Raw genomic sequence first — 17,878 nt, forward strand, 5'->3', positions numbered from 1 at the left:
CCAGGCCACAGATCGCAAGCTTCGACGTTGCTCTTGAGCTTTGCCTTCGCCGTTGCTTCATACAGGACGACAGCAAGACTCAGGAGCGATCCGCGACCTGGGTCTGCTTCACCAGCGCCAGGTCGTCCACGCTGACGTCTTCGGTGTAGTCCAGCCAGGCGCGGATTTCCAGATCGTCCACCGCATGTTCCAGGCCTACCGGCATGCGGATGCGACCGGCCGCATCGGGCACCACCCATTGCTGGGCCAGCACCACCTTGCGCTCCGACGAGACTGCCTCTACCCAGAATGCACGCGTCGGCCGGCGTTTGGCGTACAGCTCCAGCATGTAACGACCGGCTTCGGTCTTGCGCGCGGCCTGGGTGAGCATGATCGGCTGGCGCACGCGTGGGCGCGGGCCTTGCTGGCTGGCCTCCAGCGGTGCATCCACGGCGATGCCGCGGGTCAGGTCCGGGTCGCGGTACAGCTTCATGCTCTGGTGGCGGTCGACCACCAGCGCGCACCAGTCGCCATCGGCCGAGCCGTCCTCGAACGCCGTGCAGCGATCCACATAGGCCAGCGTGCCCTCGGTGTGGGTGCGGTCGAACTGGCGCGAGGTGTTTTCCAGATAGACGGTTTTGAGGTTGGTGTCGTCGTCGTATTCCAGCAGCACCGGCGGGCGCACCTGCTGCACGCCCACCACCACATCGCCATTGCCGTTGATACGCAGCATGCGGGTGCTGCGCCCGGTCCACAGCGTGCGTGCGTAAGCGAGATAGCGCGGGTAGTCCTTGCCGCTGTCGCGGTTGGCCGCAACGCTGGCGCTGGGGGGCGCATCGCTGGCCAGCAGCGAGCGGCCGAAGCCCAGCGTGCGCATGCCCGGTTCCAGCAACTGCAGCAGCGTCGCCCCCGAATCCAATGTGCTGCCGGCGCGCGTGACCACTTGCTGCGGGGCGATGTCCTTGCCCAGGAACAGCAGCAGGTTTTCGCGCTTCTGCTTGGCCAGGACATCGCTGAGATCGTTGGGCATCGCCAGGTGGTCGGAGGCGATCACGATGATGGTGTTCTTGCCGTAGCGGCTATTGCGAATGCGCGCGACCAGCTCGCCGATCAGCCGGTCGCTGCACTTGAGCGCATGCAGCAGCCCGATGTCGCCCAACGCGCTGTCGTAGTGCTGGCCCTTGCACGCCAGCGGCAGATGGCCGGCAGGGTGGTGGGTGTCCATGGTCAGCGTGGTGAGCATGAACGGCTGGCCGGCGCGCGACAGCGTCTGGAAGCTGTCCCAGGCATCGTCCAGCAGCACATCGTCATGCACGCCCCAGGCGGAAAAGTGTTTCGGCGCCACGCCCTTGTCGCGGAAGTAGCTGACGTCGTGCACCACATCGAAGCCATGGCTGGACAGAAAACTGCCCTTGCCGGCAAAGCTGGCATCGGCGCCACCGACATAGTGATTGCGGTAGCCCTGATCCTTGAGATAGTCGCCCAGGCAGCGTGCTTCGGGCAGGAACAGGCCCATGCGGCCCATGCTGTTTTCATCGCCGGGCGCGGTGGTCAGCGGCACGCCGCACATCGAGGCGACCATGCCGGCGATGGTCCAGCCGCTGCCCTCGGTGGAGGTGAGGTTGCGCACGTCCACCGCCTCGCTGGCCAGCGCGCGCAGGTTCGGCATCAGGCCGGGGAATACGTCTTCGTCGAAGTAGGTGCGTTCCAGGCTCTCGCCGTAGATCCACACGATGTTCTTGCGCTTCTGCAAGGGCTGCTGCGGCACCAGATATTCCGGTACCACGGTGGCGTAATCCACCGGGCGCAGCTGGTAGTACAGGCGCTTGCCGTCGCGGTACAAGGGGCTGACCGCGATGCTCACCAGCAACATCACCACGAAGCCGCCGAATACCGCATTGCCTCCACGCGGGCGACGGAAACGTCGCACCCTGAGTAACACCAGCGGGCTGAGCGACAGCAGCACCATGCCGATAAACACGGCGATATAGCCGGAGAAATCGCTGACGCCGGCACCGTCCATGTCCGCGCGCAGGTGATACAGCGTGGCAGCGTTGATGCCGTCGCCGCTGAGCCGATCCACCAGGCCCCAGGCACTGAGCAACAGCAGCAGCAACGACAACAATCCGGCCTTCAGCCATGCCAGACGCGGCGAGGCGACCAATAGCCAAAGCAGGAGCAACAGCGAAAACAACAACATCCAATGCATGCGGCAGCGTCCGTGGGGGAATGATGCGAGCGCGTACCGGACGCCTTGCTCGCCATGTCCTGTGCGCCACACCCAATGTGACACCCGGATGACGGACTATGCCGCGCTGAAGCTGACTGAAATGTTTGTTGGAGTTGAGTGCTTGTCGTAGCGCGGCACAGCGTGCGCGGCGATGATCAGCTGGTCGCGGTGGTGCTCGCTAAGAGATCCACGGTTTCTGTACTCCGCATCTGGCGCGGTTCTCGCGTATAGGCGATGTCTCTATAACGCTACATCGCCCGACCCACGTTGACAGCTTGACGCGGCGGTCTTGGCATGCGACCCCGGTTAAGCTGCGTCGCGCCCGGGTGCGCTCCTACGCGGGGGTGTGGTTGTGTGAAGCGCTATCGATGCCCGCGTTCTTCGCGTGCACGCACGCGGCGGTCGAACAGCAGCGCGCTGAGTACGATGCCCAGGCCCAGCACGACGCCGAGCAGGAACAGCACCATCGCGATCGCCGGATAGCCCCACAGTTTCAAGCCGGTTTCGATACGCATCATCTGCGCCGAGGCCATGATCAGCGCCGCTGTCACGATGCCGGCCGCCACGCGGTTAGCGATCTTCTGCAGGCTTTCCATCAGATGCGATTCTTCCAGCCCTGTGACGCGCATCTGCAGGCGGTTTTCTGCCGCCAGCGACAGGATCTCGGACATGCGGCGCGGTCCTTCGCGCACCAGATGCTGCAGTTCCATCGCCTCGCTGGCCAGATTGGCCGCCGACAGGGACTTTTTCAGACGCGCGCGCATCACATGCTGCAGGTGGCGCTCGACGACGCGGCGCGTGTCCAGGTGCGGCGACAGCGTGCGGCACACGCCTTCCAGGTTCAACAAGGTCTTGCCGAGCAGGCTCAGCTCCGGCGGCGTGCGCAAGCCGTTGGCGGTGGCGATGCGCACCAGGTCCAGCACCACGCGGCCCTCGGAGGTGGTGTCGTGCGCAGCGTAGCGGGCGATCATCTGCCCGGTTTCGCGCTGGTAGCGGTCTTCGTCGTAATCCTCAAGGCGCGTGCTCAGCGCGATGGTCTCTTCGGCGACCTCTTCGCCACGGCCGTCGACCGCGGCGAACAGCAGCTTGAGCAAGCGCTCGCGCAGGCGCGGCGGCACGTGCGCGACCATGCCCAGGTCGAAGATCGCCAGGCGCCCATCCTGCAGCACGCGCAGATTGCCCGGATGCGGGTCGGCATGGATCTCGCCATGCACGAACATCTGGTCCAGGTAACCCTTGACCAGCTCTGCGGCCAGCTTGTCCATCGGCTGCTCGGTGCGGCGCAGGCCGGAGATCTTGTCCACGCGCACGCCTTCGGCCAGCTGCATGGTCAGCACCTTGCGGCTGCTCAGGTCCCACACCGGTTGCGGGATCCACAACAGCGGAAACGGCTTGAGATGCTTGCCGAAGCGCACCAGCGTCTCGGCCTCGTCTTCGTAATTGAGCTCGGCACGCAGGGTCTTGCCGAATTCGCCCAGCCAGTCGGCAAAGCGTACGCGCCGGCCGATGCCGGTCAGGCGGTCGGCGGCGGTGGCAAAGCTCTTGAGCACGTCCAGATCCGAGCGTACCTGGGCGGCGACTTCGGGCTTTTGCACCTTGATCGCCACCGGGGTGCCGTCGCGCAGGGCGGCGCGGTGCACCTGCGCCAGCGAGGCGCAGCCCAGCGGCACCGGATCAAAAAACGAGAACGCCTTGTTGACCGACACGCCGAGTTCTTCTTCGATAATCTGGCGGATGCGCTCCACCGGCACCGAACTGGTGTTCTCCTGCATGCGCTCCAGCGCCGTGGCGAACTCCGGCGGCACGATGTCCGGCCGCGTGGACAGCATCTGGCCGAGCTTGACGAAGGTGGGGCCGAGCGCTTCCAGGTCGGAGACGAACTGGTCGGGCGTGCCTTCGGCGGGCACTTCGTACTCGTTGATCGCAGCCGGATCCAGGTTCATGCCGGCAAACACGCCCGACCCGCGATACCGCAGCAACAGGCGCAGGATCTGCGTGCGACGGCTCATGCCGCCCACCACGCCGGTGTCGGCGGGGATCGCGGCCTGGGCCGGTGTGCGGTACGGGTCGTTCGGACTCAAGGCCATCTCCGGCGGTCGTGCAAGAGCGCGAGTGTGGCCAGCGGCGGGTCGTCAGGCGGTGAATCCAGACGTGTTGCCATGGCGTGGTCGCGTGCGGCTCGAGGCCGGTGGACACGGCCGGATTGTGCGGCCGGCGGGCATCGGCATCAAGCGCCAACGGTCGGCAACGGCGTGCAACGGCCTGCCATCACCCCATACGGGCGCAGGATCGGCGAGAATCCACCGCCACTCATGAAGGACCTCCGCATGGCCGGTGCCAGCCTGTTCACTCTGCTCGACGACATCGCCACGCTGCTGGACGATGTCTCCATCCTGACCAAGGTCGCGGCCAAGAAGACCGCTGGCGTCCTCGGCGACGACCTGGCGCTCAATGCGCAGCAGGTCACCGGCGTCACCGCCGACCGCGAGCTGCCGGTGGTGTGGGCAGTGGCCAAGGGCTCGCTGATGAACAAGGTGATCCTGGTGCCGGCGGCGCTGGCGATCAGCGCCCTGGAAGCCTGGCTGCGCGGGCGCGGCTACAACGTGCCGCTGGTGATGCCGCTGATGATGATCGGCGGTGCCTACCTGTGCTTCGAGGGCGTGGAGAAGCTGGCGCACAAGTTCCTGCACAACCAGGACGAGGAAGCGCAGCGGCATGCCGAGCGCACCCGCGCGCTGGCCGACCAGAACGTGGACGTGGTGGCGCTGGAAAAGGACAAGGTCAAGGGCGCGATCCGCACCGACTTCATCCTGTCGGCGGAGATCATCGTGCTGTCGCTGGGCGTGGTGGCCGGGGTGTCGTTCGGCCAGCAGGTCGCGGTGCTGGTAGCGATCGCGCTGGCGATGACCATCGGCGTGTACGGCCTGGTCGCGGCCATCGTCAAGCTGGACGACCTGGGCCTGTACCTGAGCAAGAAGGGCGCAGCGTTGGCGGCGCTGGGCCGCGGCATCTTGGTGGCCGCGCCGTGGCTGATGAAGTTCCTGTCGGTGGCCGGCACGCTGGCGATGTTCCTGGTCGGCGGCGGCATCCTGGTGCACAACATCCCGGCGCTGCATCACCTGGTGCAGGACCTGGCCAAGTCGGCCGGCGGCATGGGCTGGCTGGTCGATGCACTGGGCAACATGCTGGTCGGCGTGGTTGCCGGTGCGATCGTGCTGGGCGCGGTGATGCTGTTCCAGAAGCTGCGCGGGAAGCCGGCGGCGCACTGACGCCGTGCCGCGGCGGGCCAGGGGAGCCCCTGGCCCGCCGCACGGAAGCTGTTGGTCGTGGTGGGGGCCCGGCGGCAACCGAAGAACTGCGGCGCCTCTGCGTCGTGCGCCGGCAACCCGGTCCGACCGGTCGATGCGGCAGACCGGGTTCGCGGCTAGTCGGCGCTGATCACGCGATTCTTGCCGGCCGCCTTGGCGTCGTACATGGCGCGGTCGGCACGGCGGATCACATCGTCCTGGGCCTCGTCGAGATGGCGCAGTGCCACGCCGCCGCTGAAGCTGACGAATACGCGCACGTCCTCGTGCAGCAACGAGCGCTGGGCGAGGGCGCGCTGCAGGCGGATCACCGCCGCGCTGGCTTCGAAGATGGTGGAGTCCGGCAGCAGCAGCACGAACTCCTCGCCGCCGAAGCGGGCGATGGCATCGGTGGTGCGCAGCACCGACTTGGCCACGTCCACGGTGTGGCGCAGCGCGGCGTCGCCACCGGCGTGGCCGTGGGTCTCGTTGAGGCGGCGGAAGTCATCCAGATCCAGCATCGCCACGCACAACGGTTGCCCGCCGCGCTGGGTGCGTGCGGCCTCGCGCTGGAACAGTTCCTCGAAACCGCGGCGGTTCAGCGCGCCGGTCAGCTGGTCTTCGCGCACCAGCCCGGCCACGTCCTTGAGTTCCTGTTCGAGCGAGGCGATGCGCTGCTCGGCGTCCTCGACCTGGCGGCGTGCGGCCAGCAGCTCGTCGCGCGCGGCCAGCGCCTGCGCCTGCACCCCGGCGGTGTCCTGCAGCACGTCCTGCAACAGCCGGTTGAGGTCGGGAATGCTGCGAGCGTCGCCGATCGCCTGCGAATAGCCGGCAACGCGATCGTGGTACTCGCCGGTGCTGGTGGCCATGCCGTCGAGCCGGTCGACGAATGACACCATCATCTCGCGCATCGCGGTCTTGGAGTCGGCAATACCTTGCTTGAGCAGGCCTTGCTTGTAGATGACCTCGCGCAAGGTGCCGCGTGCCTGTTCGATCGAGCCGACATCCAGCGGCCCGGAGATCAGCTGCCGCACCACCGAGATCTGGCCCTGCAGCCAGCTGCGATCGTCGAGCAGTTCGCCGACGTTTTCCAACAGCAGGTCGAACAGGCCGAGCAGCAGGTTCTGCTGCTCGCTGGCATCTTCGGCACGCAGGCCGATCTGATGACTCAGTTCGCGCAGGCGCTGTTCCAGGGTGATCAGCTCATGGCCGGGGCGCCAGTGGCGCAGTGCCGATGCCAGGGTCTGCGCTTCCTCGGCCAGTTCCGGGCTGCGTTGCAGCAGCGTGGACAGGGCATTGCCCAGCGCGTGCCGCAGCAGGTCGCGCAGTTGCTCGGCTTCGGTGCGTCCTTCGGCCAGCGAGTCGCCGGTATCGATGGTGCGGATGTACTTGTCGATCAGTTGCCGCAAGGCGCGGCCGTAGCCGGGCCAGTCGCCAGCCGCATAGGCCGCGCTCAGGCGCACCCCCATGTCGCCAAGTTCGCCATGCAGGCTGGTGATGCCTTCGGCGAAGGCCAGCAGCAAAGCCTCCGGATGCGCGGCGTGCGAGAACAGCCGCATCAACAGGGCGGTGGCGGCCGCCGGGTCGTGCGCGCCGGACTTGTTCTTGGCCGGCACCAGCTGATGCGCGGCCAGGCCGTGCCCGCCGCGCTCGCTACCGATCACGCTGGGCAGGGCGGCGGCCGGGCGCGCGCTGTCCGCCCCGCCCCAGGGCAACAGGCGGCGCAGTCCGCCACGTGGGCGGCTTGGAAGTTCAGGCTGGTCTGCCATGCGCCGGGATCTCGGAAAGTCGTGGTGCCATCGCTGGTTATCGGCGCGCAGGCGGCGCGCTTAAGCGGTCTGGGCAGTTCTGCGCAGTTCCGGCATGCCCGCCCGATGCCAAGCGGTGGACGATGCGCCACCTGCGCGCATGCCTGAACAAGTCAGGCGGATGATGGCGGGCGCCGCCGTCAACGCCCGCTTTCGGTGCGTTTCAACAACCGCGCACCACGGCAGGGATGTCATCGCACTGCAATGCGCCGCTTATGCCAGTAGGCATGCGCAACCATGCGCAAGGGAATTTAGCTGTCGCAGAAAAGTCAGCACGTATTCACGCATATTTTATTTGCACGGGGTGTAGATTCATCTCAAGGACAACGTGGAGTACGCGCGTTGGCCCCGCTCCTCATTCGTAGCAGGTCGTCTGGCTGAATCGGCAGATGATGGTTGTCGCTTCGCTGTTTTCCGTCTCCACCCACTTTACGACGGACGTTTAGATGGTTGCCATGATGCCGCTTCACGCTACTACCGCACGCTTCGAGCGCAGCACGATGCTCCCCACTCTGAAGAAGAGCGGGCGACCGCGTGATGCACGTGGCCGCTTCATTCGCCATCACGAGCGTCTGCCGGTGTCGCCGGCCGATACCCGCGGGGCCTTGTTCGTGGTGTCGGAGATGGCGGACTTCATCAAGGCGGGCGGTCTGGGCGATGTGGCTGCAGCGCTGCCACGCGCGCTGCGCCATCGCTACGACGTCCGTGTGCTGATCCCCGGCTATCGCGCGGTGCTGGCACGCGCGGGCAAGGTGGAGATCGTCGGCCGGGTGCTGGCGCATGCCGCACTGCCGGCCTGCGATATCGGCCGCATCGTGCAATCGGACGGCCTGCCGATCTACATCCTGCTGTCCAAGGAATTGTTCGAACGTGACGGCTCGCCCTATGTGAGCACCAGCGGCTCGGAATTCGAAGACAACGCGATCCGCTTTGCCACCTTGTCGCATGCCGCCGCGCAGATCGCCGCCGGCCATGCCGGGCTGGGCTGGAAGCCGCGCCTGCTGCACCTCAACGACTGGCCGTGCGCGCTGGCGGCCGCCTATGTGCGCTGGTCCGGCGGCACCACGCCGTGCCTGTTGACCATCCATAACCTGGCCTACCAGGGCCTGGTGCCGTATTCGATGGCCGCTGCGCTGGGCATTCCGGCCGAGCGTGTGGCCGAGCTGGAGTTCTACGGGCAGATGTCGTTCCTGCGCGGCGGCATCGTGCATGCCGACCACGTCAACACGGTCAGCGTCAGCTATGCCCAGCAGATCACCGGCCCGGCGCAGGGCTGCGGCCTGGACCGCCTGCTGGCCGGCCGCGCCGCCAAGGGCGCGCTGACCGGCATCGTCAACGGCATCGACGCCAGCTGGGACCCGCGTACCGACGAATATCTGGACACGCACTTCAGCGTCAATCAGTGGCAGGGCCGTCAGGCCAACGCCGCGCAGGTGCGCAAGGCCTTCGGGCTGCGCGAGAGCACCGGCCCGCTGTTTGCGGTGGTATCGCGGCTGGTGCACCAGAAGGGCCTGGACCTGATCTGCGAGGTCGCCCCGCAGATCGTGGCGGCCGGCGGCCAGATCGCGGTGATCGGCGGTGGCGAGCCGGAGATCGAGCAACAGGTTGCCGAACTGACCCGGCGCTATCCGGGCCAGGTCGGTGCCTTCATCGGTTTCGAGGAAGGCCTCGCGCGGCGCATGTTCGCCGGCGCCGACTTCCTGCTGATGCCGTCGCGCTTCGAGCCGTGCGGCTTGAGCCAGATGTATGCACAGCGCTTTGGCTGCCTGCCGATCGCGCACGCCACCGGTGGTCTGATCGACACCGTGGATGACGGCGTCACCGGGTTTTTGTTCCAGCACGCCAGCGTGGAAGCGTTGCGCCGCTGCCTGGAGCGCGCATTCCGTACCTTCCGCCTGCCCAGCCTGCTGTCGGCGATGCGCCGCGCGGCGATGCTGCGTCCCAGTGGTTGGGATGTGGCGGGCAAGAAATACCTCTCGCTGTACGAACGCACCGCCGCAACCGCTCCCGCGCTTGCGACGGTGTCATGAGCGAACGGCTGGGCGTGCAGGGGCAGGAAACGGAAGCGACGGCGGTGACCATGGATGGGATGTCGGATCTGGTGCAGAGCGTGCAGGCGCTGGCCGATGGCCTGCCTGCCGATGCATTCGCGGTATTGGGCCCGCATTCCCAGGCAGACGGCCGCCGGCTGGTGCGCGTGCTGGCGCCCGGTGCCGAGGCCATGGGCCTGATCGATCCACGCGGCAAGTTGCTGGCGCGCATGCAGGCCGGCACGGTCGATGGCGTGTTCGAGGGCACGCTGGCGGTCGAAGGCCCGTATCGGCTGCGCATCGTCTGGCCGGACGTGGTGCAGGAGATCGAAGACCCCTACGCCTTTGCCGCCACGCTGGACGAATCCACCCTGCTGCAGATCGCTGCCGGCGATGGCCAGGCGTTGCGTCGTGCCCTGGGTGCCCAGCACCTGCACTGCGACGACGTGCCCGGGGTGCGCTTTGCGGTGTGGGCGCCGCATGCGCAGCGCGTGGCGGTGGTGGGTGATTTCAATGGCTGGGACGTGCGCCGGCACCCGATGCGCCCGCGCATCGGCGGGTTCTGGGAGCTGTTCCTGCCGCGTGTGGAAGCCGGCACGCGTTACAAGTACGCCATCACCGCTGCCGATGGCCGCGTATTGCTCAAGGCCGACCCGGTGGCGCGCCAGAGCGAATTGCCGCCGGCCACCGCCTCGGTGGTGCCGGGCGCGGCAGCGTTTGCCTGGACCGACGCCGCCTGGATGGCCGCGCGCGATGCCAATGCCGCGCCGGCGCCACTGTCGATCTATGAGGTGCATGCCGCGTCCTGGCGGCGCGATGGGCACAACCAGCCGCTGGACTGGCCAGGGCTGGCCGCACAGCTGATCCCCTATGTGCAGCAGCTCGGCTTCACCCATATCGAGTTGCTGCCGATCACCGAGCATCCGTTCGGCGGCTCCTGGGGCTATCAACCTTTGGGGCTGTATGCACCGACTGCGCGCCACGGCAGCCCGGATGGCTTTGCCCAGTTCGTCGATGCCTGTCATCGCGCCGGCATCGGCGTGATCCTGGACTGGGTCAGCGCGCACTTTCCCGATGATGCACACGGCCTGGCGCAGTTCGACGGCGCCGCGGTGTACGAGCATGCCGACCCGCGCGAAGGCATGCATCGCGACTGGAACACGCTGATCTACAACTACGGCCGGCCCGAAGTGACCGCCTACCTGCTGGGCAGCGCGCTGGAGTGGATCGACCACTACCACCTCGACGGCCTGCGCGTGGATGCAGTGGCTTCGATGCTGTATCGCGACTATGGCCGTGCCGAAGGCGAGTGGGTGCCCAACGCGCATGGCGGCCGCGAGAATCTGGAAGCGGTCGCCTTCCTGCGCCAGCTCAACAGCGAGATCGCCACGCGCTTTCCCGGTGTGCTGAGCATCGCCGAAGAGTCCACCGCCTGGCCGGGCGTGACCGCGCCGATCAGCGAGGGCGGCCTGGGCTTCACCCACAAATGGAACATGGGCTGGATGCACGACACGCTGAGCTACATGCAGCGCGATCCGGCCGAGCGCGCGCAGCACCATAGCCAGCTCACCTTCGGCCTGGTGTACGCGTTCTCCGAGCGTTTCGTGCTGCCGCTCTCGCACGACGAAGTGGTGCATGGCACTGGTGGCCTGCTCGGCCAGATGCCCGGCGACGACTGGCGGCGCTTTGCCAACCTGCGCGCCTACCTGGCGCTGATGTGGGCGCATCCGGGCGACAAGCTGCTGTTCATGGGCGCCGAATTTGGCCAGTGGAACGACTGGAATCACGATCAATCGCTGGACTGGCATCTGCTCGACGGCGCGCCCCATCGCGGCGTGCAGCAACTGGTGGGCGATCTCAACGCCACCTTGCGTCGCGTGCCGGCGTTGTACCGCGGCACGCATCGTGCCGACGGTTTCGACTGGAGCGTGGCCGACGATGCGCGCAATAGCGTACTGGCGTTCATCCGCCACGATCCCGATGGCGGCGCACCCTTGCTGGCGGTGAGCAACCTCACCCCGCAACCGCACCAAGACTATCGCGTTGGCGTGCCGCGTGCCGGCGGCTGGCGCGAAATCCTCAATACCGACAGTGCCCATTACGGTGGCAGCAACCTCGGCAACAGCGGTCGCCTGGCGACCGAGCCGATGGGCATGCACGGGCACGCACAACGCCTGCGCCTGACCCTACCGCCGCTGGCCACGATCTATCTGCAAGCGGAGAAATAAGAATGAACGAGCGCAACGACACCACGCCGGCATGGGGTGCATGGCCAGCGGGTGAGGGACAGGTGCGCTTCGCGCTCTGGGCACCGGACGCCAAAAGCGTGGAAGTGGTCTTCGACGACGGCGCGCGCGTCGCGTTGCAGGCCGCGCAGGATGGCTTCTTCAGCGCGATGATCGCCTGCGCGGCGGATGCGCGCTATCGCTACAGCGTCGATGGCGGCGAACCGGTGCCGGATCCGGCCTCGCGCTGGCAGCCCGACGGCGTGCACGGCCCCAGCGCCGTGCAGCGCAGCGATGGCTACGCCTGGCAGAACACCCAGTGGCAGGGACGGCCGTGGGACGAGGCGGTGATCTACGAACTGCATGTCGGCACCTGCGGCGGCTATGCCGGTGTGCAGGCGCAACTGCCGCAGCTGGCGGCGATGGGCATCACCGCGATCGAGCTGATGCCGCTGAGCGCATTTCCGGGCGCGCATAACTGGGGCTACGACGGCGTGCTGCCGTACGCGCCGGTGGAAGCCTATGGCACGCCGGACCAATTGAAGGCGCTGATCGACGCCGCGCACGGACACGGCCTGATGGTGTTGCTGGACGTGGTCTATAACCACTTCGGCCCGGACGGCAATTATCTGCACAGCTATGCCGCCCCGTTCTTCAACGAGGACAAGCCCACCCCGTGGGGCGCGGCGATCGATTTCCGCAAGCCGCAGGTGCAGCGTTACTTTCTCGACAATGCGCTGATGTGGCTGCACGAATACGGCTTCGACGGCCTGCGCCTGGATGCGGTGCATGCGATCACCCCGAACGCCTTCCTGGATACCTTGCGGCAGACCGTGCAGGCCAGCCTGCCGGCCGGCCGCCATGTGCATATGGTGCTGGAAAACGAGGCCAACCAGGCGTCGCAGCTGCAACGCGGCTACACCGCGCAGTGGGACGACGATTTCCACAATGCCCTGCATGTGCTGCTGACCGGTGAAGAGGAAGGCTATTACGCCGCCTTTGCCGACAAGCCCACCGAACACCTGGCGCGGGTGCTCGGCGAAGGTTTCGCCTACCAGGGCGAGCCGGACCCGCGCGGGCATGTGCGTGGCGAGCCCAGCGGGGCGCTGCCGCCGCACAAGTTCGTGGTCTTTGCGCAGAACCACGACCAGATCGGCAACCGTGCGCGCGGCGAGCGGCTGAGCGTGCTGGTGTCGCCGCAACGCCTGCGTGCTGCGCTGGCACTGACCACGCTGACGCCGATGATTCCGCTGTTCTTCATGGGCGAGCCGTGGGGCGCCACGCAGCCGTTCCTGTTCTTCACCGACTTCGGCCCGCCGCTGGACGATGCGGTGCGCGAAGGGCGCCGTCGTGAATTCGCGCATTTCGCCGCATTCGCCGACGAAGCGCAGCGGGCCACCATTCCCGATCCGAACAGCCACGACACCTTCGCCGCCTCGCGCTCGCCGATCGAAGACGCCGCGCAGGGCGAAGGCGTGCAGTGGACAGCCTGGTCCAAGGCGCTGCTGGGCGTGCGTCGCCAGTGGCTGGTACCGGGGCTTGCACAGGCACGCGCGGTGGGCGCCAGCGTGCTGGCCGACGGCGCGGTGACCGCTAGCTGGGAGCTGCCCGACGGGCTGTGGCATATCGCCTTCAACGTTGGCGCCTCGGCGGTACCGATGCCGCCGCTGCGCGGCCGCGTGGCGCATGTCGAAAACGTCGCCGCCGACGCGCAGCAGTTGCCGGTCGATGGCTTCATCGCCTGGCACGAGGCGCGCGCATGAGTACCCGTGATCTGAGCAGGAGCGATCTACATGCGCTGGCCGGCGCGGCCGGGGTGATGGTGGACTGGGTGGATGCCAGCGACCAGCCGCGGCAGGTGTCCGACCAATCGCTGCATGCGGTGCTCACCGCGCTGGAACTGCCTGCCGGCACCGCTGCGCAGCGCGCAGACAGCCTGCGTCGCTGCAAGGCGCACGCCACCGAGCCGGCGCCGCTGCTGACCGTGCAGGTGGCCGGGCTGCTGCCGGTGTCGGTCGCCGCCAATGCCAGCGGCCGCTGGCTGGACGACAGCGGCGCCAGCGAGCCGGCGCATGCCGATGCGCAGGGGCAGGTGCGTGCGCCGCAGCGTTTCGGCTACTGGACGCTGCAGATCGGCAGCCTGACCCAGCAGGTTGCGGTCGCCCCGCAACGCTGCTTCAGCGTGGCCGATGCCTGTGGCCTGCCGGCACCGCGTGCCTGGGGCATGGCGCTGCAGGTGTATTCGGCACGCAGCATCGACGACGCCGGCATCGGCGACGCATCGGGCACGGTGGAATGGGTGCGGCATGCCGCACTGGCCGGCGCCGATGCCCTGGCCCTGAGCCCGGTGCATGCCGCGCGCCCGGTCACCGGCGGCTACAGCCCGTATTCGCCCAGCGACCGGCGTTTTCTCGATCCCCTGCATGCCGCACCGGTGCGCGTATTGGGTGAACTCGCACTGGAAGCGATCAACGAGGTGCCCGGCCTGCGCGAGCGCTTCGATACGCTGCACCACAGCGCCCTGATCGACTGGCCGGCCTCGGCGCAGGCCAAGTGGCAGCTGCTGCGTCATCTCTACACCCGCGTGCCCGCCGATCACCCCGATCTGGCTGCCTTCCGCAGCGAGGGCGGTGAGGCGCTGGAGGGCTTTGCACGGTTTGCCGCGCAGGATTTCGGCGACGGCGATCCGCAGTTGCACGTGTTCACGCAATGGCTGGCGGCACGCAGTTGGTCCGATGCGCAACGCGAGGCGCACGAGCGCGGCATGAAGATCGGTTTGATCGCCGATCTGGCCGTGGGCTTCGATCCCAATGGCGCCGAAGCCGCGGCGGCCGCCGACACCGTGCTGCGCGGCCTGGTGCTGGGCGCGCCGCCGGATGCCTTCAATGCCGACGGCCAGCACTGGGGCATCGGTGCGTATTCGCCCACCGCATTGCGGCGTAGCGGCTATGCACCGTATATCGCGTTGCTGCGCGCAGTGCTGCGCGACCGCGGCGGCATCCGCATCGACCATATTCTGGGGTTGTTGCGGCTGTGGGTGGTGCCGGAAGCTGCCAGCTCCAACGAAGGCGCGTATCTGGCCTATCCGCTGCACGATCTGCTCAACCTGCTCGCGCTGGAATCGTGGCGGCACCGGGCGATCGTGATCGGCGAAGACCTCGGCGTGGTGCCGCCGGGCATCCGCGAGGAACTGTCGCGGCGCGGGGTAATGGGCATCGATGTGCTGATGTTCACCCGCGACGACGATGGCGCCTTCGTCTCGCCGGCGCTGTGGCGGCCGGATGCGGTGGCCACCACCACCACGCACGATCTGCCCACCCTGACCGGCTGGCGCCAAGGCCGCGATATCGACTGGCGGCGCAAGCTGGAACTGATCCAGCCCGCGCAGGCCAGCGATGACGCCACCGCGCGCAGCAAGGATCTGGCACGCCTGGATGCGGCGGTCGAACACGCCGGCCTCAGCGCGGCAGACGACCCGCTGCTGGGCGCGCTGCGCTTCACCGCCACCAGCGTGTCGCCCCTGGCCTTGCTGCCGGTGGAAGACGCGCTGGCGCTGGAAGAACAACCCAATCTGCCGGGCACCGTCGAGGTCCATCCAAACTGGCGTCGACGCCTGCCTGATCCCTTGCCGCATGCGCGCCTGAGTACGGCGCTGCAGGGCTTTGCCGAGGCGCGTCGCGTCGCGGCTGTTTCGGAACCGCATCCATGATCGAGCTTCGCGCCACCGCCCGCCTGCAACTGCATGTCGGCTTCACCCTGCACGATGCGCTCGCGCAGGTGCCGTATTACGCCGGCCTCGGCATCAGCCATCTGTACCTGTCGCCGATCGGCACTGCGGTGCCGGGCTCGACCCACGGCTACGACAATATCGACCCGACCGTGGTCAATCCCGAACTCGGCGGCGAAGACGCGCTGATCGCCCTGTCGCAGGCCGCGCGCGAGCACGGCATGGGCCTGATCGCCGACATCGTGCCCAACCACATGGCCACGCATGCGGACAACGCATGGTGGTGGGATGTGCTGCGCAATGGCCGCAGCGCCAAGCATGCCGACTGGTTCGACATCGACTGGCGCGCGCCCGGGCGCGACGGCAAGTTGTGGCTGGCGGTGCTGGACCGCCCGTATGCCACCGCACTGGCCGAAGGCCTGATCACGCTGGTGGTCGAGGACGACGGCAGCGCGGCACTGGCGCATTACGACCAGCGTTATCCGATCCGCCCGCAGACGCTGGAGGTGCCGGAAAAGGCCGCCCGCGCGCAATGGTTGCGCGACTACAACGACGGCGCCAAGCGCGGCGATGGCCGTCTGCACAAGCTGATCGAGCGCCAGCCGTACCGCCTGAACTGGTGGCGCGTGGGTAACGACATGCTCAACTATCGTCGCTTCTTCGATATCACCTCGTTGGTGGCACTGCGCGTGGAGCTGCCGGCGGTGTTCGACGCGGTGCATGCGCTGCCGCTGCGGCTGGTGGCCGAAGGCCATCTGGATGGCTTGCGCATCGACCATGTGGACGGGCTCACCGACCCCACCGGCTATGTGCGCAAGCTGCGCAGCCGGCTGGATGCGGCCGGCCGCACGCGTGGCCTCAAGCCCGGCACGCTGGGGTTATATCTGGAAAAGATCCTGGCGCCCGGCGAAGCCTTGCCGGCCGACTGGCCCTGCGATGGCACCACCGGCTACGACTTCATGGACCAGGTCGGCGGCGTGCTGCATGACCCGGCCGGCTTCAAGCCATTGGCGCGTGCCTGGCAAAAGGCGAGCGGGCGCAGTGGCGACTTCGCACAGGAAGAGCGCAGCGCACGCGACGAGATCCTGCGCGGCCCGCTGCAGACCGAATTCAATCGCGCCGTCGGTGCATTGTCGGCACTGGCGCGACTGGACCCGCCCACGCGCGAGTTCAGCCCGCAGATGCTGGCGCGCGGCCTGTGCGTGTTGCTGCGCTGGTTCCCGGTGTACCGCACCTACGCCGGTGCCAAGGGCGTGACCGGCAGCGAAGCCGAGCGCCTGCGCGCCACCGCCGCGCGTGCGCGCGAGGGCATGCCGGAGTCGATCGTTGCGGCCGTCGACGCGATCGAGCGCTGGCTGCTCGACGATGCCGGCGCCGATCGCGCGCAGGTCGCCTTGCGGCGCATCCTGCGTCGTCGCGTGGAGCAGTTGTCCGCACCGCTCAATGCCAAGTCGGTGGAAGACACCGCGTTCTACCGGCATGGCGTGCTGCTGTCGCGCAACGAGGTCGGCAGCCATCCGACCCACTTCGCCAACGACGCGGCCGAGTTCCACGCGCAGAATCTCGAACGCGCCAAGCACTTCCCGCGTGCGTTGCTGGCCACCGCCACGCACGACCACAAGCGCGGCGAAGACCTGCGCATGCGGCTGGCGGTGCTCTCCGAGCAACCGCGCTGGTGGATCGAGCAGAGCAGCCAGTTCGATGCCTTGACCGAGACGCTGGACTCGCCGGCCTTGGCCGGTGGCGACCAGCAGATGCTCTGGCAGACCCTGGTGGCCGCCTGGCCGATCGGCCTGGGCGCCGACCAGACCGAACCGCTGGCCGAGTACGCCGAGCGCATTGCGCAGTGGCTGCTCAAGGCGGTGCGCGAAGCCAAGCTGCACACCAGCTGGACCGACGGCTCGCCGGCCTACGAGCAGGCCGTGCAGGCCACCGTGGAGCAGGTGCTGTGCAGCCGCGCCGGCTTGCCGCTGCGGCGGGCGCTGCTGCGCGCCAGCAACCACATCGCCGCGGCCGGTGCGCGCAAGGCGCTGGTGCAGACCACGTTGCGCCTGACCGTGCCGGGCGTGCCCGACCTGTACCAGGGCACCGAAGGCTGGGATCTGTCGCTGGTGGACCCGGACAACCGCCGCCCGGTCGACTACGCGCAGCGCCAGCAATGGCTGGAGCGGGCGCGCGACTGGAACACGCTGCTGCGCAGCTGGCGCGATGGCGCGGTCAAGGCACGTCTCACCGCATTGCTATTGCAGCTGCGTGCCGACCATCCGTCGCTGTTTGCGAAGGGCGATTATCAGCCCTTGACCGTGGCGGTCAACGGCGATGCGCAGGTGCTGGCGTTCCGCCGCCAGTACCGCGGCCAGTCGCTGGTGGTGGCAGTGACGCGGCTGGGTGCCGGCAACCAGGGCGATGGCGACCTGCCGCTGCTGCTGCCGCCGGCAGCCTGGGGTCAGGCGTCGTTGGCATTGCCGCAAGCCACGTATCGTAATGTGCTCGATGGCAGCACGCTGCAGCCGCAAGGCGGCCGCGTGGCGATATCCACGCTGTTTGCACGTGCGCCAGTGGCAGTGTTGTTGACCCTCTAAGAGAACGTAAGCA

The 17,878-nt window shown here is 67.7% G+C and carries 9 protein-coding genes; 6 read left to right on the forward strand and 3 right to left on the reverse strand.

The features are described from left to right. Positions 1 to 79: 79 nt before the first annotated feature. Positions 80 to 2,188 (reverse strand): phosphoglycerol transferase I, encoded by a 2,109-nt coding sequence (locus AC1PLA_RS02240; protein ID WP_481105487.1) that lies wholly within the window; start codon positions 2,186 to 2,188, stop codon positions 80 to 82. Positions 2,189 to 2,571: 383 nt separating this feature from the next. Then, the gene (locus AC1PLA_RS02245; RefSeq protein WP_039516537.1) at positions 2,572 to 4,296 is read right to left on the reverse strand and encodes an ABC1 kinase family protein; all 1,725 of its coding nucleotides are present in this window, start codon (positions 4,294 to 4,296) and stop codon (positions 2,572 to 2,574) included. Between the two features lie 240 nt (positions 4,297 to 4,536). Between AC1PLA_RS02245 and AC1PLA_RS02250 the strand changes: the two genes are divergently transcribed. Further along, positions 4,537 to 5,478, forward strand: a complete 942-nt coding sequence (locus AC1PLA_RS02250; protein WP_016901675.1) for a DUF808 domain-containing protein — start codon at positions 4,537 to 4,539, stop codon at positions 5,476 to 5,478. A gap of 155 nt (positions 5,479 to 5,633) precedes the next feature. Here the strand turns inward: AC1PLA_RS02250 and AC1PLA_RS02255 are convergent, their stop codons facing one another. Further along, the gene (locus AC1PLA_RS02255; RefSeq protein WP_039811774.1) at positions 5,634 to 7,262 is read right to left on the reverse strand and encodes a GGDEF domain-containing protein; all 1,629 of its coding nucleotides are present in this window, start codon (positions 7,260 to 7,262) and stop codon (positions 5,634 to 5,636) included. 485 nt (positions 7,263 to 7,747) lie between these two features. Here AC1PLA_RS02255 and glgA point away from each other — a divergent pair, with 485 nt between their 5' ends. Genes glgA through treY form a run of 5 tightly spaced genes read left to right on the forward strand, consistent with a single transcriptional unit; the run spans position 7,748 to position 17,865 of the window. Beyond that, positions 7,748 to 9,331, forward strand: coding sequence for a glycogen synthase GlgA (gene glgA, locus AC1PLA_RS02260; RefSeq protein ID WP_026064138.1), 1,584 nt, complete (start codon positions 7,748 to 7,750; stop codon positions 9,329 to 9,331). After that, entirely contained in the window at positions 9,328 to 11,559 is a 2,232-nt protein-coding gene (locus AC1PLA_RS02265; RefSeq protein ID WP_481105488.1) for a 1,4-alpha-glucan branching enzyme, read from the forward strand. The genes glgA and AC1PLA_RS02265 overlap by 4 nt, the downstream gene beginning before the upstream one ends. A 2-nt stretch (positions 11,560 to 11,561) precedes the next feature. After that, positions 11,562 to 13,319, forward strand: a complete 1,758-nt coding sequence (gene treZ / locus AC1PLA_RS02270) for a malto-oligosyltrehalose trehalohydrolase (RefSeq protein ID WP_481105489.1) — start codon at positions 11,562 to 11,564, stop codon at positions 13,317 to 13,319. Beyond that, positions 13,316 to 15,265, forward strand: a complete 1,950-nt coding sequence (locus AC1PLA_RS02275) for a 4-alpha-glucanotransferase (RefSeq protein ID WP_481105490.1) — start codon at positions 13,316 to 13,318, stop codon at positions 15,263 to 15,265. The genes treZ and AC1PLA_RS02275 overlap by 4 nt, the downstream gene beginning before the upstream one ends. Further along, positions 15,262 to 17,865: a malto-oligosyltrehalose synthase gene (treY, locus tag AC1PLA_RS02280; protein ID WP_481105491.1), complete on the forward strand. Its 2,604-nt coding sequence runs from the start codon at positions 15,262 to 15,264 to the stop codon at positions 17,863 to 17,865. Before AC1PLA_RS02275 ends, treY begins: the two co-directional genes overlap by 4 nt. Positions 17,866 to 17,878: the final 13 nt, after the last annotated feature.

This window comes from Xanthomonas sp. NCPPB 1826 (assembly GCF_056725285.1).